This window comes from Pseudaeromonas pectinilytica (assembly GCF_054780855.1).
This window is the reverse complement of the sequence record NZ_BAAGVN010000333.1, coordinates 1-25,845: the sequence shown is the minus strand read 5'-3', so window position 1 is coordinate 25,845 and position 25,845 is coordinate 1. Positions and strand designations below refer to the sequence as shown.

The 25,845-nt window shown below is 56.4% G+C and carries 24 protein-coding genes; 13 read left to right on the top strand and 11 right to left on the bottom strand.

The window, feature by feature from the left end; genetic code table 11:
• Positions 1-60: 60 nt before the first annotated feature.
• A complete protein-coding gene (locus ACYVG7_RS15070) occupies positions 61-1,953 on the top strand; it encodes a BCCT family transporter (protein ID WP_460883915.1) in 1,893 nt (630 codons plus the stop codon).
• A gap of 234 nt (positions 1,954-2,187) precedes the next feature.
• Here ACYVG7_RS15070 and ACYVG7_RS15065 read toward each other — a convergent pair whose 3' ends face one another.
• The gene (locus ACYVG7_RS15065; RefSeq protein WP_460883914.1) at positions 2,188-3,012 is read right to left on the bottom strand and encodes a DUF5718 family protein; all 825 of its coding nucleotides are present in this window, start codon (positions 3,010-3,012) and stop codon (positions 2,188-2,190) included.
• A gap of 194 nt (positions 3,013-3,206) precedes the next feature.
• Between ACYVG7_RS15065 and ACYVG7_RS15060 the strand changes: the two genes are divergently transcribed.
• The 8 genes from ACYVG7_RS15060 to ACYVG7_RS15025 all read left to right on the top strand — a co-directional run bounded on the left by ACYVG7_RS15060 (position 3,207) and on the right by ACYVG7_RS15025 (position 8,997).
• Positions 3,207-3,911: an endonuclease gene (locus ACYVG7_RS15060; RefSeq protein ID WP_460883916.1), complete on the top strand. Its 705-nt coding sequence runs from the start codon at positions 3,207-3,209 to the stop codon at positions 3,909-3,911.
• Complete coding sequence (gene rsmE, locus ACYVG7_RS15055) at positions 3,911-4,642, top strand: 16S rRNA (uracil(1498)-N(3))-methyltransferase (protein WP_460883913.1); 732 nt, start codon at positions 3,911-3,913, stop codon at positions 4,640-4,642. The genes ACYVG7_RS15060 and rsmE overlap by 1 nt, the downstream gene beginning before the upstream one ends.
• 13 nt (positions 4,643-4,655) lie before the next feature.
• A complete protein-coding gene (gshB, locus tag ACYVG7_RS15050) occupies positions 4,656-5,615 on the top strand; it encodes a glutathione synthase (RefSeq protein WP_460883912.1) in 960 nt (319 codons plus the stop codon).
• A 97-nt stretch (positions 5,616-5,712) separates the two neighbouring features.
• On the top strand, positions 5,713-6,267 hold the full coding sequence (locus tag ACYVG7_RS15045; RefSeq protein ID WP_460883911.1) for a YqgE/AlgH family protein: 555 nt from the start codon (positions 5,713-5,715) through the stop codon (positions 6,265-6,267).
• A 20-nt stretch (positions 6,268-6,287) separates the two neighbouring features.
• Positions 6,288-6,722, top strand: a complete 435-nt coding sequence (ruvX, locus tag ACYVG7_RS15040; protein WP_460883910.1) for a Holliday junction resolvase RuvX — start codon at positions 6,288-6,290, stop codon at positions 6,720-6,722.
• A 111-nt stretch (positions 6,723-6,833) separates the two neighbouring features.
• Entirely contained in the window at positions 6,834-7,367 is a 534-nt protein-coding gene (locus tag ACYVG7_RS15035) for a DUF1523 family protein (RefSeq protein WP_460883909.1), read from the top strand.
• Between the two features lie 318 nt (positions 7,368-7,685).
• A complete protein-coding gene (tal, locus tag ACYVG7_RS15030; protein ID WP_460883908.1) occupies positions 7,686-8,642 on the top strand; it encodes a transaldolase in 957 nt (318 codons plus the stop codon).
• Between the two features lie 169 nt (positions 8,643-8,811).
• Positions 8,812-8,997 carry a DUF3545 family protein gene (locus ACYVG7_RS15025; protein ID WP_460883907.1) on the top strand — a complete coding sequence of 62 codons (186 nt, stop codon included), beginning with the start codon at positions 8,812-8,814 and terminating at the stop codon, positions 8,995-8,997.
• Positions 8,998-9,068: 71 nt separating this feature from the next.
• Here ACYVG7_RS15025 and ACYVG7_RS15020 read toward each other — a convergent pair whose 3' ends face one another.
• Both ACYVG7_RS15020 and ung read right to left on the bottom strand, forming a co-directional pair.
• On the bottom strand, positions 9,069-9,605 hold the full coding sequence (locus ACYVG7_RS15020) for a hemerythrin domain-containing protein (RefSeq protein WP_460883906.1): 537 nt from the start codon (positions 9,603-9,605) through the stop codon (positions 9,069-9,071).
• Between the two features lie 106 nt (positions 9,606-9,711).
• Positions 9,712-10,374, bottom strand: coding sequence for a uracil-DNA glycosylase (gene ung, locus ACYVG7_RS15015; RefSeq protein WP_460883905.1), 663 nt, complete (start codon positions 10,372-10,374; stop codon positions 9,712-9,714).
• A 376-nt stretch (positions 10,375-10,750) separates the two neighbouring features.
• Between ung and grcA the strand changes: the two genes are divergently transcribed.
• A complete protein-coding gene (gene grcA, locus ACYVG7_RS15010) occupies positions 10,751-11,128 on the top strand; it encodes an autonomous glycyl radical cofactor GrcA (protein ID WP_460883904.1) in 378 nt (125 codons plus the stop codon).
• 77 nt (positions 11,129-11,205) lie between these two features.
• On the opposite strand, the gene ACYVG7_RS15005 is transcribed toward grcA, so the two are convergent.
• From ACYVG7_RS15005 to ACYVG7_RS14985, 5 genes are all read right to left on the bottom strand, one after another.
• Positions 11,206-12,036, bottom strand: coding sequence for an endonuclease/exonuclease/phosphatase family protein (locus ACYVG7_RS15005; protein WP_460883903.1), 831 nt, complete (start codon positions 12,034-12,036; stop codon positions 11,206-11,208).
• An 11-nt stretch (positions 12,037-12,047) separates the two neighbouring features.
• A complete protein-coding gene (locus ACYVG7_RS15000) occupies positions 12,048-12,848 on the bottom strand; it encodes an NAD-dependent epimerase/dehydratase family protein (RefSeq protein ID WP_460883902.1) in 801 nt (266 codons plus the stop codon).
• A gap of 242 nt (positions 12,849-13,090) precedes the next feature.
• The gene (locus tag ACYVG7_RS14995) at positions 13,091-14,095 is read right to left on the bottom strand and encodes a LacI family DNA-binding transcriptional regulator (RefSeq protein WP_460883901.1); all 1,005 of its coding nucleotides are present in this window, start codon (positions 14,093-14,095) and stop codon (positions 13,091-13,093) included.
• A gap of 128 nt (positions 14,096-14,223) precedes the next feature.
• Positions 14,224-16,152: a transglycosylase SLT domain-containing protein gene (locus ACYVG7_RS14990; RefSeq protein WP_460883900.1), complete on the bottom strand. Its 1,929-nt coding sequence runs from the start codon at positions 16,150-16,152 to the stop codon at positions 14,224-14,226.
• Between the two features lie 113 nt (positions 16,153-16,265).
• On the bottom strand, positions 16,266-19,007 hold the full coding sequence (locus tag ACYVG7_RS14985; protein WP_460883899.1) for a putative bifunctional diguanylate cyclase/phosphodiesterase: 2,742 nt from the start codon (positions 19,005-19,007) through the stop codon (positions 16,266-16,268).
• Positions 19,008-19,300: 293 nt separating this feature from the next.
• Here ACYVG7_RS14985 and hpf point away from each other — a divergent pair, with 293 nt between their 5' ends.
• The gene (gene hpf, locus ACYVG7_RS14980; protein ID WP_460883898.1) at positions 19,301-19,645 is read left to right on the top strand and encodes a ribosome hibernation-promoting factor, HPF/YfiA family; all 345 of its coding nucleotides are present in this window, start codon (positions 19,301-19,303) and stop codon (positions 19,643-19,645) included.
• Between the two features lie 399 nt (positions 19,646-20,044).
• Positions 20,045-21,226 (top strand): prephenate dehydratase, encoded by a 1,182-nt coding sequence (pheA, locus tag ACYVG7_RS14975; protein ID WP_460883897.1) that lies wholly within the window; start codon positions 20,045-20,047, stop codon positions 21,224-21,226.
• 89 nt (positions 21,227-21,315) lie between these two features.
• On the opposite strand, the gene tyrA is transcribed toward pheA, so the two are convergent.
• From tyrA to ACYVG7_RS14960, 3 genes are all read right to left on the bottom strand, one after another.
• A complete protein-coding gene (gene tyrA / locus ACYVG7_RS14970; RefSeq protein ID WP_460883896.1) occupies positions 21,316-22,449 on the bottom strand; it encodes a bifunctional chorismate mutase/prephenate dehydrogenase in 1,134 nt (377 codons plus the stop codon).
• 57 nt (positions 22,450-22,506) lie between these two features.
• The gene (locus ACYVG7_RS14965) at positions 22,507-23,580 is read right to left on the bottom strand and encodes a 3-deoxy-7-phosphoheptulonate synthase (RefSeq protein WP_460883895.1); all 1,074 of its coding nucleotides are present in this window, start codon (positions 23,578-23,580) and stop codon (positions 22,507-22,509) included.
• Between the two features lie 192 nt (positions 23,581-23,772).
• Positions 23,773-24,546: an MlaA family lipoprotein gene (locus tag ACYVG7_RS14960; protein WP_460883894.1), complete on the bottom strand. Its 774-nt coding sequence runs from the start codon at positions 24,544-24,546 to the stop codon at positions 23,773-23,775.
• A gap of 346 nt (positions 24,547-24,892) precedes the next feature.
• Here ACYVG7_RS14960 and ACYVG7_RS14955 point away from each other — a divergent pair.
• Positions 24,893-25,845 (top strand): hypothetical protein (locus tag ACYVG7_RS14955; RefSeq protein ID WP_460883893.1); only part of this gene is annotated, 953 nt, incomplete at its 3' end.

Genomic DNA, 25,845 nt, shown 5'->3' with positions numbered 1-25,845 from the left:
GAAAATCCAACGAAGAGGTAATGGATTTCAAGTGTGACGAGCTGATTTTGGGAAAAACAGATGCCGATTCAAGGGCGCTTACGGTTCTATGTGTTGGCAGTTGGCCTGTTTCTGATCCTGCTGCTGGTATTAGCCATCAGCGATTACGGCAAGATCCGCCTCGGCCCCGATGATGCCCGCCCCGAGTTCAGCTTTACCTCCTGGCTGGCGATGCTGTTCGCCGCCGGTATGGGCATCGGCTTGATGTATTTTGGCGTTGGCGAGCCGATGATGCATTTTCTGGCGCCGCCCCAGGCCGCCGCCTCGACGCCGGAGGCCGCCCGAGAGGCCATGGTCACCACCTTCTTCCACTGGGGATTCCACGCCTGGGCCATCTACGCCATCGTCGGTCTGGTACTGGCCTACTTCGGCTTTCGCTATAACCTGCCGCTGACCATCCGCTCCGGTCTCTATCCCATCTTCAAGGATCGCATTCATGGGCCGATTGGCCATGCCGTGGATGTGTTTGCCCTGGTCGGCACCATCTTCGGCATCGCCACCACCTTAGGCTATGGCGTGCTGCAACTCTCGGCCGGGATCACCCGTTTGACCGGCCTGGATACCTCGGGCGATCTGTTCCGCTTCGGGCTGATTGGGGGTGTCATCGCACTGGCCGGGATCTCGGCCGTCTCCGGTCTGGACAAGGGGGTGCGCCGCCTCTCCGAGCTCAACCTGCTGCTGGCCGTCACCCTGCTGCTGTTCGTGCTGTTCGCCGGCCCGACCGAATTTATCCTGGGGGCGCTGTCGGAAAACATCGGCAACTATGTGTCGCAACTGACCGAGCTCACCTTCCGCACCTTTACCTACTCCGAACCCAATCAACAGGGCTGGTTTGGGAACTGGACTCTGCTCTACTGGGCCTGGTGGATCTCCTGGTCGCCGTTTGTCGGCCTGTTTATCGCCCGTATCTCCCGCGGGCGTACCCTGCGCGAATTTATCCTCGGCGTGCTGTTCGTTCCCACCGCCTTCAACCTGCTGTGGATGACGGTGTTTGGCAACAGCGCCATCTGGATGACGCTGCAAGGCGGCCACGCCGAGCTGGCAGCAACCGCCAGAAATGTGGATGCCCTGCTATTTAACTTTTTTGACCTGCTGCCGGGCTCGGATCTCACCTCGGCCCTGGCGGTACTGCTGATCACCATCTTCTTTATCACCTCCGCCGACTCCGGGGCCTTCGTCATCGACAATATCGCCACCCTGGGCCACGAACGCTCACCGGTCTGGCAGCGGCTATTCTGGGCCCTGTTGCTGGGGCTGACGGCGAGCATCCTGATGGCAACCGGAGGATTGGCGGCCCTGCAATCCATGACCCTGATCGCGGCATTGCCCTTCACCGGCATCATGTTATTGCTGTGCTACAGCCTGTGTCGGGGATTGCAGGCCGATAAGGCTCATTCGACCCGCCGCCTCTCGCCCGCCTCCGACTTCTGGAATGGCAAACACTGGCGCACCCGGCTGGATCGCCTGGTGCGGCATACCGGCCCGCGCGAGGCGCTGAACTTCCTGGAGCACACGGCATTACCGGCACTGCACAGTGTCAGCGGCGAGCTCAACGAGCGGGGCTTGAACAGCCGGATTGAACAGGCCGATGCCCAGCAGTGTGCGCTGGTGATCCCCCAGCAGGGTCGCCGGGACTTCTATTACGGCGTGCGTCTGGAGTCCAGACCGTTACCGGCCTTCAATCCGCTGGCGGCGGCTCACAGCGGCGATCAGAACCTGCGGCTCTATGAGGCGATGACCTTCTTTGCCGATGGCCGCGCCGGATATGACATCCAGTATCTGACCCGGGACGAGATCAGCGCCGATGTATTGCGTCATTACGAGCGCTACCTCAGCCTGATCCAGAGTGATAGCACCGAGCTGCTCAACTCGGCACCGGAGCACAGCACGCCTCCGCTGCCGCCCACCGAGTAGCCGCCACAACATAAAGGCTAACTCCCAGTTAGCGGTTGGGAATCAAGAGGGATGGCGTCTGGGCGAAAAGCAGACCGTTGGTGGCAGGGATGCCACCATCGAGTCCCCAGGGATGGGTTCACGACGTGTCTGCGGCTCGCACAGACGCCAGCGCGACACCGAACTGGCACAGAGCCAACAATAAGGCCGAGAAATCCCGGCCTTATTGTTGGCTGTCGGTTACCGTCGAGAGGCTCAGATCACCTGTTGCACCAGCACCGAGAGCCCTTCGCCCTGCAACGCTCCGCTTACCACACGCTGGGCTATGGTCGCGGCATCGTAGCGATCCGCCGGATAGAGCACAACCACGCTGTGATCGCCAACCCGCAGGAAATGGCTCTCGCCAAACGGGGTATAGCGGGTCGCACCAATCGAAATCAGCGCCTGGGCCGGATAGCCACTGGCCTTGAGCAGGGCGGCGATATCTTCGGCCGGGCCCTCATCGGCCTGCTCGTTCATCTTCTCGATGATCCAGTCGAGCAGAGTCTGGTGAAAATAGCTGTAATCCACCACGGCACTGTCAACGCCATAGGCGTGGCACTGGCCGTCGCGCAGCAGGAAACTGGCGATGCGGTAGCCATCCAGCACACCGCCCGGCTGTAGATGATCCAGCGGCAGCAACGCGGCGGCTATGCCCTTGCTGGCGACGCCCCAGTTCTTCTTCTCCGAAATTTTGCGCGCCCCTTCCTTGCGGATGGAGCAGTCGTTATAGGCGCCAAAGGCGCGCGGCGTCAGGCCGACCACCCGGCCATCGCGGTAGTCGATATCACACAACAGCCCCACTTCCGGCTCGATCTGCAGATTGTCCGCCCCTTGCGGGAAACGGATCGCCTCATGGCTCAGCGGGTAGGTCGCCAGAAAGCCACCGGCACCCTCGGGAAGATAGAAAGGGAAAATGGCCTTCGGCGCTATGGCCTCCTTGACCTTGACCGCGACAAAATCACGGGCCTCGCCAGCTTGCTCCAGATGACCTGCGAAATTTCCGGCCACACCCAGACCGATGACGGAACGATAGGACATTGCGACTCCTTGCCTTGCTGGCTACGCATGAATGAGTGTCCGAGTCTAGCCGCTGTGGCACAGGCGTCAACCGCGCAGCCCTTTTCTTCTCCCCGGCGGATGGTATTCTTAGCCCTCCGTGGCGACCTGTCAGCGCTGACAGGTACGCCGGTTGTCGTTGTCCGCCGAGAGATCCCATGCCACGCCGTCATCCAATTCGCGTTTTATCCACTCTTGCCCTGTTGTCGATGCTGATCGCGATCCCGGCAGCCGCCGCCGAGGGCGAGCCGAAGACCTTTGTCGAAGCCAAAAAAGCCTTGCTGCAGATTTACAAGGCCAACCCGGAGCAGCCCAGCTTCTATTGCGGCTGTACCATCCTTTATCAGGGCAAGAAGATGACGCCGGAGTGGGACAGCTGTGGCTATGAGCCGCGCAAGCAGGCCGCCCGCGCCAGCCGCATCGAGTGGGAGCACATAGTGCCGGCCTGGGAATTTGGCCACCAGCGTCAGTGCTGGCAACAGGGCGGGCGCAAGAATTGCGTCGCCAACGATGAGGTGTTCGCCCTGATGGAGGGCGATATGCACAATCTGGTCCCCGCCATCGGCGAGGTGAATGGCGATCGCGCCAACTTCCGCTACTCCGAATGGGGCGCCAAGCCGAGTCAATATGGCCAGTGCAGCATGGTGGTGGACTTTGCCGGTAAACGGGTACAACCGCCAGTTCGCAGCCGGGGCGCCATCGCCCGCACCTACCTTTATATGGCGCAGCAGTATAAGCTGCGCATTGCCGAGCAACAGCTCAGACTCTTTACCGCCTGGGACCGCAGTTATCCGGTCACCCCCTGGGAATGTCAGCGCGATGCCCTGATCGCCCGGGCGCAAGGCAACCACAACCCCTTTGTCGAGGAGCAGTGTCACTGATGCGAGTGCCACGAATTTATGAGCCAGGTCCCCTCTCCAGTCATGCATTACTGGATCTGAGTGAGGATGGCGCCAACCATATCGGCCGCGTGTTGCGCATGCAGGCCGGGCAAGAGCTGGTGCTGTTCGATGGCCGGGGCGGCCAGTATCCGGCCACTATTCAGGCGGTCGGTAAGAAGCAGGTCCAGGTACAACTGGGCGAGCTGGATCCGGTCGAGGTGGAGTCACCACTGGCCATCCATTTTGGCCAGGTGATCAGCCGCGGCGACAAGATGGAATTCACCATCCAGAAATCGGTCGAGCTCGGCGTTGCCGTCATCACGCCGCTGTTTTCCGAGCGCTGCGGGGTCAAACTCGGCGGCGAGCGACTGGACAAGAAACTCGAACAGTGGCAGAAGATTGCCATCAGCGCCTGCGAGCAGTGTGGCCGTAACCGCATCCCCGAGATACGTCCGGCCATGGAGCTGGCGGCCTGGCTGGCCGAGCCGACCGCCGAGCTCAAGCTCAATCTGCACCCGCGCGCGCCCTACAGCATCAATACCCTGCCCGAGCCCAGCCATGGCATCCGGCTGCTGATTGGCCCGGAAGGCGGCCTCTCGTCGGCGGAAATCGAGCTGGCCCGCGAGCACGGCTTTGCCGATATGCTGCTGGGACCCCGGGTGTTGCGCACTGAAACCGCCGGCCTGACGGCCATCACCGCATTACAATGTCGCTTCGGCGATCTGGCATAAGGATACTTAAGCAATGGCCATTAAACTGGGCATAGTGATGGACCCGATTCAGTCCATCAAAATCAAGAAAGACTCCAGCTTTGCCATGTTGCTGGAGGCACAACGCCGGGGTTACGAGCTCTATTACATGGAAATGGATGACCTCTATATGGAGCAGGGCGAAGCCTTTGCCACCATGCGCACCCTGAGCGTCTGGGATAACAGCGAGAGCTGGTTCGAGTTCGGCGAACAGCTGGACCAGCCGCTGGCCGAGCTGGATGTGATATTGATGCGCAAGGATCCACCGTTCGATACCGAATTTATCTACGCCACCTACATGCTCGAGCGCGCCGAAGAGCAGGGCGTGCTCATCGTCAACAAGCCGCAAAGCTTGCGCGATGCCAATGAAAAACTCTTCACCGCCTGGTTTGCCGAACACACGCCGACCACGCTGGTCACCCGTTCATCCGCCAAGCTGCGCGCCTTCCACCAGTTGCATCAGGATGTGATCCTCAAGCCCCTGGATGGCATGGGCGGCGCCTCGATCTTCCGCTTGAAGGCCGATGATCCCAATGTCGGTGTCATCATCGAAACCCTGACCGAACACGGCAGCCGGTTTTGTATGGCACAAACCTATCTGCCGGCGATCAAGGACGGCGACAAGCGGGTACTGGTCATCGATGGCGAGCCGGTGCCCTACTGCCTGGCGCGGATCCCGGCCCAAGGGGAAACCCGTGGCAACCTGGCCGCCGGTGGCCGCGGTGAGCCGCGCCCGCTGACGGACAGCGACTGGGCCATTGCCCGCGCCGTCGGTCCCAAGCTCAAGGAAAAAGGGCTGATCTTTGTCGGCCTGGATATTATCGGCGACCGGTTGACCGAAATTAACGTCACCAGCCCGACCTGTATTCGCGAGATCGAAGCGGTATTCCCGGTCAGCATCACAGGCCTCTTGATGGATGCCATCGAGCGGCGTCTGGAAGCGGCAGCCGGGTAACAGGTCGAACACACTGTGGTGACAGACCCTGTCACCACCGGATCGTTTGCGGGGCCCGACCCGGCCCCGCACGCCAGAATTGGAGAAAAGCTACCGGATGAGTTATCTACAAAACCATCTTCTGATTGCCATGCCGACCATGGAGGATAACTTCTTCGCCCGTTCGGTGATCTACGTCTGCGAGCATAACGCCAAGGGTGCCATGGGGCTGACCCTGACGGTGCCGCTGGATATGGATTTACACCACTTGCTGACCCAGATGAAGATCGAGGATGTTAATTTAGAGCTGTCACACCAGCCGGTGTTGGCCGGTGGCCCTGTGAATACCGATCGGGGATTCGTGTTGCATACCCCGCGCTTAGGCCTACACAGTTCATTGCAACTGACCGACGATCTGATGATTACCACCTCGCTGGATATTCTCAAGGAGCTGGCCACCGGGAATGCACCGGAACAGTTCCTGGTTGCCCTCGGCTATGCCGGTTGGGAAGCCGGCCAGCTGGAGCAAGAGCTGCTCGATAACAGCTGGCTGACTCTGCCGGCCACCACAGAGCTACTGTTTAACACCCCCTGGCAAGATAAGTGGCTGGCGGCTACCCATGCCATGGGCATCGATATCTGGCGCGTCGCGCCGCAAGCCGGACACGCCTAGCCCATGAACAAGGATCGGCCATGAAACAGCCAGGACAACGCACCCTGCTGGGATTTGATTTCGGCACCCGCAGCATAGGCGTCGCCATCGGCCAGGAGATCACCGGCTCCGCCCAGCCACTGCGCGCCCTCAAGGCCAACGATGGCGTGCCTAACTGGGAAGAGATCGACAAGTTGCTGCAGGAGTGGCAGCCGGATCGGGTGGTAGTCGGCCTGCCACTGAATATGGATGGTACCGAACAGCCCCTCACCCAACGGGCGCGCAAGTTTGCCAACCGGATACATGGCCGCTTCGGTGTGGTGGTGGATCTGCAAGATGAGCGGCTGACCACCACGGATGCCCGCGCCCGGTTATTCGAACGCGGTGGCTATCGCGCCCTGGAAAAAGGCATGGTGGATGGCATCTCGGCACTCCTGATCCTCGAAGCCTGGATGGAAAGCCAATACGGCGACTAATCAGCGCCAGAGCCGCGCCTTGCCACACAACCGCAGAAGAGAGCTGACGGCTGCCTCATCTGACGCTACTATCAAGCCTATCTGGCGCGGATCTGCTCAACAGGAGTCATCATGAGCTCAAACCTGAAAAAAATTACCTTTGGCGCTCTCGGCCTGATCACTCTGGTTTCCGGTCTGTGGCTGGATTTTTACCTGCCAGAGAAGAGCATCGCCACCATCACAGGCGTCGAGGTCAAACGGGTCGATAAGGATGGCCCCATCGGCAAGGAAAATCCGGCCGACGGTCCGACCATGGATGTCTATTACATCTACACTGCTCAGGATGGTGAGAAGGTGCGGGTGTTCCGCAACGAAGATACCCGCTGGAGCTTTCCGTTCTATTTCAAATTTGACTCAGCCGATGTGCAAGCCAAGGCCAAGACGCTGGAGTTCGAGAAGAAGCTGGCGCGGATCACCTCCTACGGCTGGCGCATCAACATGCTGTCGCAATTCCCGAATGTCACCCATATCGATGTGGTCGACACGCCGGATGCTTCGACCTTCACCTTCTTTCGCTGGTTCTGGTTCCTGCTCTGGGCCGCCGGACTCGGTTATGTGGCGTTATTCCTGAGCCGTTACTTCGACAAAAAAGAGCTGGCAGGCTGAAAACAGCACACAGCGATAGCAAACACCACTAAGCCGCTTTTGTTAGCGGCTTTTTGTTAGAGGCTTAGTACTACGGCAAAGCCGATGGACAGAGCCTCTGGCTCAACCCCTAGGTGCGCTCATCGCGCAAACGATAGCGCAACGGTGCACTGGCTCGACCAGCGGCGATAAAATCGCTTTCCTGCAAGCTTTGATGATCTGGACTTGCACTCAGCGCTCATCCCTCGTTTACTGGTTCAGGAAATCCGCCGCCCCATCTCAAAGCGCGAGCGGATGTGCACTGCACGTTTGTCTGTAGCCTTACCGAGAACCGCCGCCATGGAAAACCAATTAGAACAACTCAAGCGTCTGACCACGATTGTTGCAGATACCGGCGATATTGAGGCCATTCGACGCTATCAGCCGCAAGATGCCACCACCAACCCCTCCTTGCTGCTCAAGGCCGCCGAAATGCCGCAATATGCTGCCTTGTTGACGGCCGCGGTGAACTGGGCGCGGACTCAAACCCCGGATCCGCAACAACAACTCAAGGAAGCAGCCGACAAGTTGGCCGTCAGTCTGGGCTGCGAAATCCTCAACCTGGTTCCGGGACGCATCTCCACCGAAGTGGATGCCCGTCTCTCCTTTGATACCCAGGCCAGCATCGACAAGGCCCGCAAGCTGATCCGCCTGTATAACGAAGCCGGTATTGCCAACGACCGCATCCTGATCAAGCTGGCAGCGACCTGGGAGGGGATCCGGGCGGCGGAGGTGCTGGAGCGCGAAGGCATCCAGTGTAATCTGACCCTACTGTTCAGCTTCGCCCAGGCCCGCGCCTGTGCCGAAGCCGGTGTCTATCTCATCTCCCCCTTCGTCGGCCGCATTCTGGATTGGTACAAGGCACATAACCCGCAGACTGACTACACCGCCGATACCGATCCGGGCGTGTTATCGGTCAGCACCATTTACGATTACTACAAGCGCCATGACTACCCGACCGTGGTGATGGGTGCCAGCTTCCGCAATGTCGGTGAAATTCTCGCCCTGGCCGGTTGTGATCGACTGACCATCAGCCCGGCCCTGCTGGAGGAGTTATCCCGTCGCGAGGGTGAACTGCCCCGCCGTCTGCAACCCCGGGAGACCGGACAAGCGCGGCCGCAGCCCTTGAGTGAAGCGGAGTTTCGCTGGCAGCAGAACCAGGATGCCATGGCCACCGAGAAGCTGGCCGAGGGCATCCGCAACTTCGCCATCGATCAGGAGAAGTTGGAAACCCTGCTGCAACAACACCTGGGCTAAAGACCCAAGCAGGTACGTTATTTCACCACCCATTAAGGCCTCGTTAGAGGCCTTTTTATTGCATTTGATGGCGTTAGCAGATTGTCATCAAGTCGTCACAGAATGATTTTATTTTCAGTTCGGGTGTGATATATCCAAATACGATGACTACTGCGGTAAAGGAGAGACCATGGAAAGGTTCAATCTGGAAGTCGATGATCTGGTCGTTGTTGACAGCGAAACACGTAGCGCACGCAATGCCGCCAAAAAACGCAAGTGGCGGGAGATTGAAGCGCTGAAGGAAAAATACCGTTTGCAGAAGGAGTTAGAGTCCATTGATCTGGCCTACGAAGGCGCCAGCGAACTGAATTTCTAATCACATACTGACGTGTTACCGCAAAAAAACGGGCTACCTGAAGGCAGCCCGTTTTCATATCCAGAGGCGATTCACAGCCCGAGGCTGCCGGAAATATCCCGATAACGCTCGGCCACCTCGCGCCCGAACAGCGGATCATCGGCGGTCTTGTAGCGCCAATTCTGCTCCAGATGCCGCCAATCATCCTCGGTCAGCTTGGCACGCAGCTCCGGAAAGACCTCACCCTCTTCAAAATCCATGTGCCGCTGTTGCAGCACGATGAAAGATTCCAGCTTCGCGGTCAGCTGATCCAGCGGGATCACGGCATCCATCAGGATCATCTCCACCAGTTCCGTCAGCTCTTTGCCCGCCACGACCACCAGTTCATGCTCATGCTTCAGGCGGTCGGTGATTTGGTCATCCTGACACCGATACTTGAGGTAGTAGTCGTAGATCAGGTCTTCCTGCGGGTGATGGCATTGGTCAGAGACCTCGCTCAGATAGCTGAGGATGTCCCGAAGCAGGCGATAGCGCACTTCCTTCTCGCTGCGGATGGCAAACAACTGCTGGCGCAGCAAGTCCAGCAGTTTGGCAATATTGATATGTTCGCGATGTAGTTCACTCAACATAGTGCACATTCCTTTTCCGGCAGAGCTGGCCCGAATTGTCAGTATAACGACTCTGTGACGCCCATCGAGCAAGAAACCGGCACTTTGCCGTGCTACATCACGACTTTCATGGTAACTGCCAGTCGATTGGCTTGATGCCCTGCGCCTGAAGCAGTTGATTGGTGGTAGAAAAATGACCGCAGCCGAGAAAGCCCCGGTGCGCCGACAACGGACTGGGGTGCGGAGCCGTCAGCACATGGTGACGCTGGCGATCGATGAATTGCCCTTTTTTCTGGGCATGAGCGCCCCACAGCAAAAACACAATGCCGCTGCGCTCGGCGTTGAGGGCCGCAATCACCCGATCGGTAAACTGCTCCCAACCGAGTTTGGCATGGGAATGCGCCTTACCCGCCTCCACCGTCAATACGGTATTGAGCAGCAATATGCCTTGCTCAGCCCAACTGACCAGGTGGCCATGGGACGGAATACGGAACCCCGGAATATCCCGAGCCAGCTCCTTGTAGATATTGACCAGGGAAGGCGGTGTCGCGACACCGGGTAATACGGAAAAGCAGAGGCCATGTGCCTGATTCGGGCCATGGTAGGGATCCTGGCCGAGCATCACCACGCGCACCGTATCGAACTCGGTATATTTGAAGGCGTTGAAGACATCACTGGCTGGCGGATAGATCAGCTTGCCGGATTCGCGCTCCTGGCGGACGAAGGCCAGGGTCTGCTTGAAGTACGCTTGCTCTTTTTCTGCACCTATTACGTCGGACCAGCATGCCATAAGATTAAAATCACCAGTGAAATCAAAGCACAGAGCTTAATTTAGCCCATGACTTAGAGCAAGACGAGAGATAGAAAGCTTCATTTTGTAGTAGACTTACAACATTACGAAAACAATCCAGTAACGTTTATTTTATTGGCCAACAACAAGTGAAGCCACAAGATCATGTTTTATTGATTTATATCAACAAAAGCAGGTAATAGACCTAGATAAAGCATGGTTTGAACACTTGAACATAAGTCGTAAATTTACTAATGTAGTAGTCATAATACATCATTAAGCAATCGAGCAGTTCCTCCCCCGAGGAGGCACTCCAAAACCAGGGTCAGTCTGCAGACAGTGGTGGACAGACCCGAATCATAGAGAGGAAACAAACATGGTTAAGGGTATCCAAATCACCAAAGCAGCGAACGACACTCTGCTGAATTCATTCTGGCTGCTGGACGACAGCAAGCAAGAGGCCCGTTGCCTGTGTGCCAAGGGGGAATTCACCGAAGATCAGACTGTGGCCGTCGCCACACTGGGACAAATCGAGTACCGCGAAATTCCAGTCAAGCTGGATCCGGTGGTGGAAGGTGGTCAGCACCTGAACGTCAACGTGTTGCGTCGTGAAACTCTGGAAGACGCCGTTGCCAATCCGGAAAAGTATCCGCAATTGACCATCCGAGTGTCCGGTTATGCCGTGCGCTTCAATGCTCTGACGCCGGAACAACAACGGGATGTCATCACCCGGACTTTCACCGAAAGCCTGTAATCACAGTTGCAGTCGGTGAATAGATGCAAACGCCTCCACTGTGAGGCGTTTTTGTTTCCAGCAGCAAGCGAACCCACTCAGGGATAATGCAATTCCAGGCTGATCGGGTTGTGATCCGAGCCGGTGCTACGCTGACTGCTCGCCGCTGCGACCGTCAACCCCCGGGTAAAGGCATGATCCAGCGGCAGAGAGCCAACCCGCATACGCTCATCCTGCCCGAACCTCACAGGCTGCAATTTGTTACGCACCATGATCTGCTGCAACAACGCCAGACGTTTACTATTCCAGGTATTGAAGTCTCCGGCGATCAACACAGGTCCCTGATACTTGCGGGTTAACTTGCCGATTTGCTCCAGTTGCTTCTTGTAAGCCGCCATCCCAAGTTCGAAATTGATAGCGTGCACGTTGACCACCATCAAGGGGTAACGGCTACCCTGTAACGGATAGAGTGACATCAGTGCGGATTTCGGGATCCGGCTTGATGGCTCCGGTAATCGCCAGGAGCAACTGTAAACAGCAGGATCTTGTGCCGCATTCAATACCCCGGCGGTTCGCTGCTCAAACCGGAACGCGGCGACTTGCTGCCAATTCCAGTGGCCAGAGGCAAACCAGCTCGCCAGCTCCGGTGCATCGGTCGCCTCCTGCAGTAACAACAAGTCCTTGCCCGCCCCCCACTTGGTCAGCTCCGGAGCCCACTCCTTCGCCTGCAACTTGTAGATGTTCCACACCAAGACGTTAAAAGAGGCCGGCAAGCCACCAGGAAACCCCTGGCGGGCAGGAACATGGCTGCAGCGATCAATGAGTTGCTCACCCGCGTTGCTATAAATGACCTCGTCGCTCGGGATCTCCAGGCACGCGGTAAGCAACAAGGCACCAGCAAGCGTTAAACCATAACGAACACAAGACATGGACTTTCTCTTCAAACATCCGGCTGCTGTGACAACCAGGCAAGTGGATCCGGGATCTGGTAGCTGTAGCCTAACACCCGCTCGACTTTGCTCCCATCGATTTGCTTGCCCACTGCGGCTCCACCACCAAAAAGTGGAGGGGGGATCTCCAGACACGCGCAGGCTTGGCGGTAAAACTCACGGCGGGATGGATGACCTGGCGCGCAGGCATTGAACACCTCGCCCCAACGCTGTTGCTGCACGAGAAGGAGCAGGATGCCGACTACATCCACCAGATGCACCAGATTCACCGGCGCACGGCCGTCATCCGTGGCTTTACCGCTCAGAAAGCGCCCGGGATGACGTCCCGGGCCAAACAAGCCTGCCGGACGCAGGATCGCCCACTGCGGGATACCCGAGGCACGAACCAACTGTTCGGCGTGCAGCATACGCTCGCCCCGAGCGGAATCGGGGCAGGGTTCTTCCCCCTCATGCCCTGCGGCAGCCGCACCGTATACCGAGGTTGAACTGATCAGGATCAACCGCTGACAACCAGCTTCGGCAAATTGCCCCAGCAGCCGTTGCAACAGCCCGAGGTAATCCTGACAGCGACTGGGTGGCAACGTCAGTATCATAGTCTCGGCACAAAGAGTCTCGGGCACAGGCTCCCCGGAGTCTCCGTTCCAGCACGTCGCACGGATGCCAGCAGCGCTTAACTGCTGGCTTTTTTCTGGCGTCGTACAACTACCGGCCACCGCAAACCCTCGCGCTTGCAGCGCCTGCGCCAACGGTAATCCCAACCATCCCAAACCAATGATACTGATCCTGTTCATCGCAACGACTCAAAAAAAAACGGCCATCTATGATGGCCGCTAAAAGTAACGAAGGAAATATCTGGATCTTAAACCAGCTATTTCCCACAGCGGGAATTAGTGAAGTGAAACCAGACTGGAATAGATACTACCGACTTTGACGACACAAAAAATTGAACCAGATCACCTTTGAAAGGGATTTCTGCAAACGGTTTCAACGACAATACAGAAAAAGGGGAGTTTCCTCCCCTTCTACAGGTGATTTAGCGTGGCAAAACAGAATCGCGAATCACCATCTCGGGCACGAACTTCAAACGAATACCCTCGACCGGCTTGTTATCCAGCATGCGTACCGCCAGTTCAGCCGCTTGTTCGCCAATTGCTTCAATCGGATACTTCACTGTGGTCAGCTTCGGCCGGATAAAACGAATATATGGAATATCATCAAAACCCACCACAGAAACAGTCTGCGGCACGGCGATATCATGTTCCATCAGGCACGAGATGCCGCCCGCTGCCATCGCATCGTTGAAACCGACAAATGCGGTAAACGGCACCTTACGCAGCAACAGCTCCTCGGCGGCGACATATCCACCCACCTCATCAGGGAAAGCGGATACCACGAGCTGTTCGTTAAACTCGATGCCCGCCTCTTCTAGGCCCTGCTTATAGCCTTCAAAACGCAAGTTGGCATCGGTAAAGTCCATATCGTCGGTGGTGATAAAGGCGATTTCCTTGTGACCCTGACTGGTCAGATGGCGCACCGCGCACAGGGTTCCTTCGCGGTTATCCAGCCAGACGCAGCGATCTTCTGCACCCGGAACCTGGCGATTGACGAATACCACGGGCGTTGGCCCATGGGCTAACTCCAACAACTCCTCATCGGACAATGCCTTGGAATGTAGAATCAGGGCATCACACTGCCGCTGCAGCAGAGCCTCGATAGCGTGCCGTTCACGCTGCTCATCGTGGTTACCGGACATAACGATGGTAAATTTGTTCGCTTTATCAATGATGCGCTCGATACCCAGCATCATCTGCGCAAAGAAAGGGCCGCCACAGAGATCGCCAACCAGCACTCCGATACAGTTGGAGCGTTTGCTCACCAGAGCCTGAGCAAAGCTGTTCGGACGGAAATTCAGCTCCTTCATTGCACTCAACACGGCTTCACGCTTTTCAGGTGCCACCTGGGCTGTGTTATTAATGACCCGAGATACGGTCGATATAGACACATTTGCCAACCGTGAAACGTCTTTGATCGTGGACATGCCCAATCCCCTCAGATGAAAACAATGAACTCGGCGCGCTGTCTAGCCGTTGTCAGCCACAGAAATCTCAGCGCAGCACATTGATATGTTTAACATTTTTGCACACTATTTCCCAGAAAATAGTGTTTTTAGTATCTCATTGTGCGCTCTTTGTCAGTTAAAAAACGCGCCCCATGCTGCAGCTTCTGTTGATAGATGGCATTAAATACCAGAACGTTCTGCACATAATTCCGGGTTTCTTTATACGGAATGTTCTCGACCCAGACGTCCATGCTCTTCCCAGCACTGAGTCGTCGCCATTGCCGCACTCGGCCGGGACCCGCATTGTACGCAGCAGCAGCCAGCACCCGGTTACCACCGTAATTATCCAGTAGCTCCTTGATATAAGCACTGCCCAGACGAATATTCACCTCCGGATCGATCAGTTGCTGCTTGCCGCCGAACGCAACGCCAAGTTTCTTGGCCATATGCGCCGCGGTGGCCGGCATGAGCTGCATCAGACCACTGGCACCCACCGGTGATTGGGCTCTGTGATAGAGGGCACTCTCCTGACGCGCCAACGCATAGAGCAGGCTCATATCGACGCCCTGCAACTTGGCAAAGCGGGAAAACACCTGGCTCATCGGCATCGGGAAGCGCAGATCCAGCGTATCCCAGGCCTTGGCCCGGATGCTGGAGAGTACCGCCAAATCATACCATTCAGCATCCAACGCCATGCTTCCCAGCTGTAGCTTCTCGGTATGCGAGACGGAATCCATCAGGAAAATCCACTCGGAACGCGCCTGATCATGCTCGTTCAGAGCCAATAACTCTCGCACTCGGGCCACGGCGCTCCAGCGCTGGGCCGCTTGGGATAAACTCAGTGCCGGAGTCAGAGGCGCCGCGTTAAAAGGCATCTTGGCTCCGACCCGATCCGCGGCCAGAAAGCCATAGTAACTACGTTCGAAGCTAGCTTGCCGGTAGAGCGCCTGGGCATGCTGTTTTTTGCCCAGAGCCTCCTCGGCACGCGCCAGCCAATAGGTCCAACGGACATCGCTACGCGCAGTCCCGGGAATACGTTGCACCCAGATCTTGACCCCGCGCCAATCAGCTTCCCATACCGCTTGCCGCAAACGCAGCTCGATCAGGGCCGGATCATGTTGACGTCGCAATACCCGATCGACCCAGTCTCGCTCCGGACCACTCTTATCCAGCAAAAACTGGCGAGCAATGCTGCCCTCGACCGCCAGCGTCTGCTCGGTGTTTAGCCCATAAGCCGATTTGGCACGGGCAAACAACGTGCGCGCATCGCGAGGCTCTTGCCGCGCCAACCGTTGTAATGTCAACGTTGCCATGGCCGCGGCATCCCCGCCTTGTCGCGCTGGGAGCAGCGTCAATAATTGTTGTGGCTGATTATAAAGTGCCAGCAAACGCTGACCATCCGCCTGCCGGGTTGAACCCTCGAGCTCACCGCTCAGATACTCGAGCATAGAGCCACTGCTGCGCCCCGGAAACACCAGCATCATCCGTTGCCAGACTTTTTCCGCGGTCATATGACCGGCCAATTTCCACTGGGTAAACAGGGCGGAACACTCACCAGGCCTGGATTCGCTGTGCATCCAGATATCATCGGCAAACTGATAGGCAACCTCCGGCTCCCCCGTCGCCCAGCGAGCCAGGTAATACTGGCACCGTAAGCCCAGACTTCTGGGCTCACCATTGGCTAACTGCAGGTAGGCGGTCCATTTTTGTTCATCCGCAAGCAATCGCAGATACCGCGCTTTTAATCGGCCAGCCAGCAATCCTTGATTATCTTGTCGCACGAAGCGCATCACCTCGTCGAGACGCGAAGAGTCGGGTCGCAGCAGCAGATCGTAGTAATCGATATACAGCGCCAGTGGATAATCACCGAGCTGGGCGCGTAAGGCGTGAGCCTCAGCGGACCGCTGGGCCCGAATGGCTGCAACCGCCTGCTGATATCGGCTTTGCTCCAGCGTCAACGCCTGTGTCGAGCCAACAAACAGAGCAGACAGGATGACACTCAGCAGGATCAGCGTAGGGAAAAAACGAAGGGTCAAAAGAGTGGTTTCCTGAAATACGGCACATAAACGTTGGCATGAGTATACCAGAGCCATCGGTGGATGTAGCCTCTCGAGTACCAGATGAGCCGACTGGTAGCTGTCACCGGTCGTTATGGCTTGTAACGCTGTATGTATCGGGCAAGTACATCGGCTGGCAGGGGTTTACTGGCTAAAAAGCCCTGAAAGAAGGTACAACCTTGCTTCTTCAAAAACTCCAGTTGTTGCCGGGTTTCAACGCCTTCGGCCGTCACGTTGAAGTTCAGATGGGACGCCATTGCCATCACCGCCTCGACAATCGCCATATTGCTGGTGTCGTGAGGGATATCCTGAATGAAGGAGCGATCAATCTTTAACTCGTCGACCGGCAGACGTTTCAGGTAGCCCAACGAAGAGTAACCGGTGCCAAAATCATCGATGGAAAACGAGATCCCGAGCTGCTTGAGCTCGCTCATTTTGCTGATCGTGTCTTCTGTATTGCCCAACACCACCGACTCGGTGATTTCCAGGTTCAGTGCCGAAGGCTCCATCCCGGTTTCTGCCAGCACCTCATGCACCTGATCGACAAAGTGAGCATGGTGAAATTGTTTGGCGCTGACATTGACCGATAGTTGCGGCAGATGCAGTCCATCCTCATGCCAACGCACAAACTGATGGCAGGCCTCGAGCAATACCCATTGGCCGATATCGATGATCAGATCCGTTTCTTCGGCGATCGGTATAAACTCGGCGGGCGACACCATGGAGCGTCCCGCTGGCTGCCAGCGAACCAGGGTCTCGGCACCAATCAGTTCTCCCGTTCCCACCATGTGCTGAGGTTGGAAGTGCAGCAGTAATTCATTATTTTTCAGCGCATACCGGAGCTGATTATGGATCAACAGTCGTCGATCGGCCTGGCGTTGCATCTCCGAATCAAACAGCCGCGTCATCCGGCGGCCGGCCGATTTGGCCTGATACATGGCGGTATCCGCCTGCTTCAGCAGATCTGCGGGCGTCTGTTCACGGGTCGGGAAGAGACTGATGCCGACACTGGCGCCGATATGCAGACTCTGCCCCCGAAAATCGTAGGGTAGAGAAATCTGCTCGATCACCTGTTCAGCCACCATGGTCGCCTGGATCTCGGCTTGTGCCGGATTGGCGGACAAGACCGGCAGCAGCAACACGAACTCATCCCCCCCCAGCCGGACCAGAAGATCATTTTGTCGCAGCAACTGATTCAGACGTGTGGAAGCCTGCTGTAACAGCCAATCGCCCGTGGCGTGACCGAGAGAGTCATTGATGGTTTTGAAATGATCCAGGTCGATAAACAACAGAGCACCGACCATATCCTTCTGCCGCGCACTCAGGAAGCTGCGCTCAACCTGCTCCATCAAATAACGTCGATTCGGCAAGCCGGTCAGATCATCGTAATACGCCAGATTCTGGATTTGCTGGGCAGCCGCTTTGCGTTCCGACATATCCTCAAAACAGATCACATAGTGGCTGATAGTGCCCCACTCATCACGCACCGGCGACCAGGTTTCCCACTGCGGATAATGGCGTCCGGTGGCATGCTGGCGATTCACCTCACCTTGCCAGCGGCCGTCACTATCAAACTGGAATGGACCGGCAATTTCCCAAGGCCAAAGCTGGAGGCCCAGTCGCTTGCCCAGCACGTAATGCATGCTGTGGCCGGTGATGTGGCAGAAGGCATGGTTGACGCGCAACACCATGAAGTCCGGATCAGTAATGATGATCCCCTCATTGGTCTCGAAGGCCACGGCGGAGAGTCGTAACTCGGCCTCGGAGCGCAAGCGCTCGAGCTCGGCAGAGGCCCGGTGAGCAATCAATTGCTGTAAGGCTGCCAGCGTCAGGATGTCGGGAAAACGTTCTTTGTTGAAAGTTAACGCCAGATGACCAATCACCTGATGTTTATTATCCCGCAAAGGCAAAGCCCAATAACCATCCACCATGGGCAAAGCGATGGGTAACTGGCTCTGGAGGGTCGAGAAATGGTGCAGCTCCGGATGTAGATAGAGCTGGGCACAGCTGGTCTCTGCCAGGGGATAACGGACAAAATTCTCCACCGCCGGCACACCGGCGCTGACCACGACGCGGACCCACTGGGTCAGCGGTGGCGACTCCAGCTCTGCCAGCCAGGCACTGCTGGCATGTAATACCCCCTGGAGCTGGCGCACCAATTCATCAAAGAACGCACGACCGGTTTTGGAGGATAAGGCATAGCTGATGCGATCCAGCTGCTGCTGGCGCAATAACAACAACTGCTCGTCATGATTTTGCGCCAGGGATTCCAGGCTCCGAGCGGCCAACTGCGCCAACTGACGCAACACAGGCGCAAAACGCAGTAACTGCGAATCACCACTTTCCTGGCGATGACAGCACAAGATCCCTTGCCAGGCTCCCGAACCACCAATTCTCGCTACCAGTAAGGTGCCCTGTTGTTCACTAGCGCCCAAACGTTGCCACAGCAACGGCTGCCCAGAGGCAGAAATGGCCGCCAAACCATCCACCAGTAACTCATGAAGCTCGGTTTGATCGGCAGGTGTCAGCACGCGCCCCATCTGCCCTGAGCCACCCAGCACATGAGTACAAACTAGATCCGTATGTTCAGGGGACGATAACCAGAGGCTGACGTGATTCGCCTCCACCATTTTTTGTGCCAGCAAGCAGAGTTGGCGATAGAAAAACCACAATTCACGCACATGGCCGGAGGGTAACGATACATCCGCCCCCATCATCCGTGAGTCAACAAACGGCTGAACCGGGGCATCAGGAGAGCTCGAGAACGTTTCCAGATAAGAAGGCAGGGAAAACTCAGGGACATCGTCAGCGACCAAATCAAGGAACTGTGTCAACTCATATCCAGAATGCAGACTCACGTAAAACCTTTGAATAAAAAAGCAGGGTTGATAGGGGCTGACGAAAGCAAAATTGGAGGCTGACGGCGAGGGCCTGTATTTAAGTTGGCAAAATATTGCCTGTGCACTATGCCAGAAACAAGCCTTTTTTATGCATTACAGCCTCAGGATCACAGAACTCATCAGACCTGGTAATTAGACCATACTTAGGTGACGGAAATCACACTTTTGTAGTCCATGAAATGAGTAATCTGGCTACGAGATAAGAACAAGAACCAAGGGGGTTCACCATGATTATCGACATTACCAGCAAAGCCATCGACGTCACCCCGGCCATTCGGGAACGCATTGAATCACGCTTTGCCAAACTGGAGCGCCTGCAGGTGCCTCTGATCACCCCCCAAGTCATCATTACCAAAGAGGGCCTTGCATTCATCATCGAAGCCAAAATCGGTATCCCCAATGGTCAATTGTTCGCTCAAGCCGAGCATGAGGATCTGTATGCGGCGGTGACGCTGCTCGGTCAAAAATTGGAACGCCAGCTCACTCGCCACTCCAGCAAGCCGGCAGCCCACCGCAGTGCCCGCTCCGGAAAAGAACAGTGTCGAGCAGGAGAGCTGACACCCGCGCTTTAATGTCCTCCCACTTTAATGTCATCCCATGGTAACCGGGCGCCACACAGGCGCCCGAATTCTATGGTCCCGCCTCCAACCACGACAACAGGCTTGCAAGCCACTGGCAATTCACGTATTGCTATACCCATCTGGTTACAGGAATAAACATCATGCTGTTGTGTGTACGATTTACTTTCGGTTGCTTCTTTTGCTTCGCTCTGACTTGAGCAGGAGGCGCTGTCGTACTCGGATCCAGACGCACGAACAGTACCAAGCCTCCCCTTCGGGAGGTTTTTTTTTGCATCCGTCAGCCGCCTGGAGCTGGTAATATGCAACGCGCAGCTTCAGCGCAACAATATCCGACCGTGACCAACAGGATATTTTGCCAGGCCCGGATCCATACGCTTAAGGGAGTAACACATGGCCACACTGGAAACCATCCGTGACGAAATTACCGCCCTGGATGGCGATTTATTGCGTCTTTTGGCCCGCAGAAAGCAGTTGAGCATCGATGTCGCACGCAGCAAGCAAGCGGATCGTCGCCCGATCCGGGATCAGATCCGAGAACAGGAGCTGCTGGAGCGGTTGATCCAGGAGGGGCGTCCCCAAGGGCTGTCGCCCCACTACATCAGCCAAATCTATCATCTGATCATCGAAGACTCAGTACTGAGCCAGCAGGCTTATATTCAGGAACAACTCAATGCCGAACAGCAAGGGACTCTGACCAGTATTGCCTTCCTCGGTCCTCGAGGCTCCTATTCCAGCCTAGCGGCCCGTAAGTATCTAAGTCGGCATACGGATCAAGTACTGGAAACCAGCTGCAGCAACTTTCAACAGGTGATTGACGAAGTCGAGTCCGGCCGGGTGCAATACGGGGTATTACCCATCGAAAACACCAGCTCGGGTAGCATCAATGAAGTCTATGATCTGATGCAGCACACCAGCTTGTCGATCGTCGGGGAACTGACCTTACCGATCGAACATTGCCTGCTTACCGCCGTTGCCACCACGCCAGAGCAGATCACCACCATCTATGCCCATCCGCAGCCGATCCAGCAGTGTTCCAATTACCTGCATGCACAGATGAGTCAGGTCCACCTGGAGTATTGTGACTCGTCGTCGGCCGCCATGGCGAAAGTCCAGGCAGAGGCCAGCCCACACGCCGCCGCATTGGGCAGTGCCGCCGGCGGTGAACTCTTCGGTCTGGAGCCTATCGCCAGCCACCTGGCCAATCAACAAGACAACATCACCCGCTTTATCGTGGTTGCACGCAAGGCGATTGAAGTAGCACCGCAGATCCCGGCCAAAACAACTCTGATCCTCTCCACCGCTCAGAAAGCCGGTTCGCTGGTCGAAGCCCTGTTGGTCTTGCGCAGCCACCGCATCAATATGACCAAACTGGAGTCGCGACCCATCCAGGGAAATCCCTGGGAAGAGATGTTTTATATCGACGTCGCCGCCAATCTGAATTCAAGCGCGATGCAAGCGGCGCTGAAAGAGCTCAATGGCATTGTCCGTGCACTCAAGGTTCTGGGTTGCTACCCCAGTGAAGATGTTCGTCCCACCACCCTGCCCGATTATCTGCTCCCCGCAGCAGACTAGTGGCCAACCAGCACCCTGGGTGACCAACAATAAGAAGGCGGCCCTCGGGCCGCCTTCTTATTGTACGGGTGGGCGATGAGGCCAGCGGACTACAGGGATTCGTGATGCCGACTATCATGGGCCTGAGCCAGCAACATCTTGCTTTCGCGCAGAAATTGCCCGGCATAATCACCAAAAAACTCTGCTGCCCGGTGGAAGGTCTGGATAAAACCGTCGCGATCCGCCGCTTCGAGCATGTTAATCGCTTCTCCCATGCGCTGATGGTAACGACGGATCATCTGCACATTACGGGGCGAGGAGAGAATGATATCGGCATACAACGCCGGATCCTGCGCGAACAAGCGCCCGACCATCGCCAGCTCCAGACGATAGATGGGTGAGCTCAAAGCCAGCAACCGTTTCAGATCCGCCTGCTCTTCACTCAGATGCACGCCATACACAAAGCTGGTGAAGTGCCGCAACGCCTGGATCAGGCTCATGGCTTCATCATGTTCTTCGGCGGTGACGCTGTGCAGGCGCACGCCCCAGATCCGCATCTGATCCAGCAACCACTGATAGGCAGCCTCGTCGCGACCGGAACAATAGACCACCACCTGCTTGGCCAGACTCGAAACATCCGGGCCAAACATCGGGTGTAACCCCAGAACCGGACCTTGATGCACGGCTAGCATGTGCGCCAACGGTTGACTCTTGACGCTGGTCAAATCCACCAGCACACAATCTGCCGGCAGCATCGCCAGTTTATCGATCACCTCGCAGGTGGTATCGATGGGCACCGCCACCACCACCATGCCCGCATCAGCCAACATTTCGTCAGCCTGAGCCCAGTCCCCCCGCTCCAGCACATCCACACGATAACCGGACAAACGAAACATGTGCACAAATAGGCGGCCTAACTGACCGGCACCGCCGATGACCACGATGGAGCGCAATGCCGGATTCACACATTTGAAGCCGGAGTCATTTTCACTGCTATAGGATTCGCGCATGACGCGTCGCAAGACATCTTCGATCAAATCAGCCGGAACGCCGCTCGCCGTCGCCTCTTCACGACGCTTGGCCAGCATGGCCGCTTCCCGATCCGGAGCATAAATCGGCAACCCATGCCGACTCTTGACCTCACCCACCTCGGCAACTAGTGCCAGACGCCGCGCCAACAAGGCAACCAGCTGCTGATCAACCCCGTCAATCTGATCCCTCAGAACGTTTAATTCTTCATTCATCGCTTCATCATCCAAAAAAAAGCTCCGGTCATGACCGGAGCTCATTATGCGGTCCAATCAGGCCGGGAGTCGAGCCTTCAACGGTTGGGCTAACTCGTCATGGCACTTGGCCAGCAGGGTTGCCGTAGTATCCCAGTCAATACAGGCGTCGGTGATCGAGACGCCGTAGGCCATCTGACTCTTGGGTTGTTCGCTGGACTGACTGCCAGCGCCGATATTGGACTCCAGCATGATGCCAAGGATGGAACTGTTCCCATCCTGGATCTGATGGATGACGTTGCTTGCTACCAGCGGCTGCAACTCATGATTCTTGCTGGAGTTGCCATGACTGCAGTCCACAACCAGGCGGGAAGCGAGCTTCGCCTTGCCCATGGCTTGCTCAGCCAGAGCCACATTGACCGAGTCATAATTCGGGTGTTTGCCACCACGCAGGATCACATGACCATCGGGATTACCCTGGGTCTGCAGCAAGGCGACCTGGCCCTGCTGATTGATGCCCATAAAGGCATGAGAGGCCGCAGCAGATTTCAGAGCATTGATAGCGGTGTCCAGATTACCATCGGTACCGTTCTTGAAACCGACCGGCATCGACAAGCCGGATGCCATCTCGCGATGGGTCTGGGATTCGGTCGTCCGGGCGCCGATGGCGGACCAGGAGAATAGATCAGCCAGATATTGCGGACTGATAGGATCCAGTGCCTCGGTCGCCAACGGCAGACGCAACTCAGCCAGCCAGGCCAGCAACTCACGCGCCTTCTGCAAACCTAACTCGATATCGAAGGTGCCATCCAGATTCGGATCGTTGATAAATCCCTTCCAACCGACCGTGGTTCTTGGTTTTTCGAAATACACCCGCATGACGATATACAGGCTGTCGGCATAACGATCATGCAATTCTTTGAGACGCAGCGCGTAATCCTTGGCCGCATCCATATCATGAATCGAGCACGGGCCACAGATCACCAGCAGGCGGTGATCCCGGCGCTGAATGATATTGGCGATGGTTTGACGCGCGTCCGCGATAAATGAGAGCGCCTCGGCCGAGACAGGAACGCGCTCCTTCAGTTCAACCGGCGTGATCAGGACTCTTTCGGATTGGATATGGACGTTATTCAGACTATCTCTGTGCATGGCAGCAACCTTGTAAACTTAGATTTACACAATTAGCGCGATTAGCTTTGGTTTGTTTTATTGACACAAATTGATTTTCGCACTAGCAATGAGCCACACCTTACCAAGCCAGCACCGATTTGCAAGCCTTGTTTCACGGCCGTAGAAATGAAAAGGCCCCGACATGCGGGGCCTTCCATCCATCAACACCAGTTATTGGTCAATCTCATCCAGATACTGATCCAGATCGCCGTCGGCACCATCCTGCGTTTGTTCAGTGGCGGAGTGACTAGCCGCAGGCCGCCCATCCTGCACCTTGGCTTCTTCATATTGCAGGTAAAAATCCTTGGCCGAGAGGTAAGGATCCAGAGCGTTATCCAATACTGCCTCCTGATCGACGACTCGCGCACGCTTGCTCAAGCCATCGACCGCCCATAAGCCGATCCGGGTCCCCCAGCCCATGCTGGCATAGGGAAAATAAAGGCCATCCACCGTATCACCAATCGCCGTGCGCATGGTGGTGGGGCCATAGACCGGAACCATAAAATAGGGTCCCTGCTCCATCGTGGCCTTGCCCAACACGGTACTCATGCTCATGGCGCGACGCTCAATGCCCATATCCTGAGCCACATCGACAAAACCCAGTAAGCCTACGGTCGAATTCAGTGCAAAACGCAACACGCTGACACCCGAGTCTTCAACCCGCCCGACCAGCAAGTTATTCACAAAATAGTTGGCTTCGTTGACGTTCTCGGTGAAATTGCCCACCCCATTGCGCACCGGCAGCGGCACCCAGGCCACATAACCATGAACCACGGGGCGTAAGGCATAACGATCCAGATAGTCGTAATTGAGTTTCCAGCTCGCTCGGTTCAAGGTTTCATAGGGGTCAATCGCACCACCCGGGCCTGACGCACTCGATGGGTTAGCAACCGCTGTACTGACTAAAGGCCACGCCAGAGTAACTGCCAGCAAATAACGACTCATGCACATCATGGCGGTTTAAATCCTTCTTGTGGTGAGCAAATCAGCTCATGATTGGGATAAATTATACCTCACGAACCCAGCGGAGTGGAGCAGGGCTTTCGGCATCCATAATGCGCTCAAGTGAAGACCGAACCCTGCACTTGAAGAAGCATGCTCATCCGTAGAAACAAAAAAACATAAAAAAACCTGACCACCGGGGAGGCATCACCCCTTCCAGCCATGCAGCGCAAATCATGGCTCCAGGCTTTGCTTCCCGCCGACAGAACAGGCTAAATTAACTGGGAATAGACCCTCATCGCCCCTACCATGGGTCGTCTGCAGCCATCAAGGGTGTAAGGAAGTCATAGTGTCTGACCTCAAGCTCAACAAAACCGAACCAACCAGGACACCATCCTATGTCGATGGCAGCTCAACACCGAGTGAGTCGGTCTCGATTCCAGTTCCGGCACAGACTAAAGTTCCCAACCAACTGGTGCGTCAATACCTGCAACAACTCAGTCAGCAGCAGGGGCAATTACCGGATCTGATGGCACAGAAGCAGCAAACCCTCTTACGCCAGTTGACCCAGTTACTCGAGAGCCAGACCTCTTCTCAGGCGCCACAGGAGGCCACAGGGTCGGCATCTACGACCACCAACGCGGCCGCAACAGCCAGCACTCATCAACCGTTGCAGCAACTACTGCAACGTCTGTTGCCCCTGCTCTCGGCGAACGATCCACTGCTCAAACAACCCCTTGCCCAACGCGGCAATGAGGTGATCCTGTTGCGGCAACTGGCTCAGTCACCGCAGTTGCTTTCGACCCTGCTGCAGCAACTTCCTCCCGCGTTACAAGAGTCTTCTGCATCCGGGCGCGCTTTGATGCAATGGTTGGTGCAATCCATCGCACTGCGGCTAGCGCCAGAGAAAATGCCGCAAAGTTTGGTCACGCAGTTGCAACAGCAGCAAGTATCCTTAACCATGGTCCAGCCCGATAAACGCTCGCTGCAAAATCTGGAACACCTCAATCGAGCCACGCTACAGTTCATCCAACAAAGCCAATCCGCAGTGAACCCGAGTAGCGAATTGACTACCCTCAACGGACGACCGAGCGCTCCGTCTGGCGAAGCAAAGACCGAAACCAGTCTGAGCTCGAAACTGCAAACCGCTAATCTACGACCAGAAATGGCGACCATAAAAGCAATTAGCGCCGAGACGTTAGGGAGCTTATCGACCTCCGATCATGCCGCTGAGGGAACTGAAACCACCTCGGACTCAAAGCCACAAACCGCTCCTGTACGACCAGAAATAGTGACTATGAA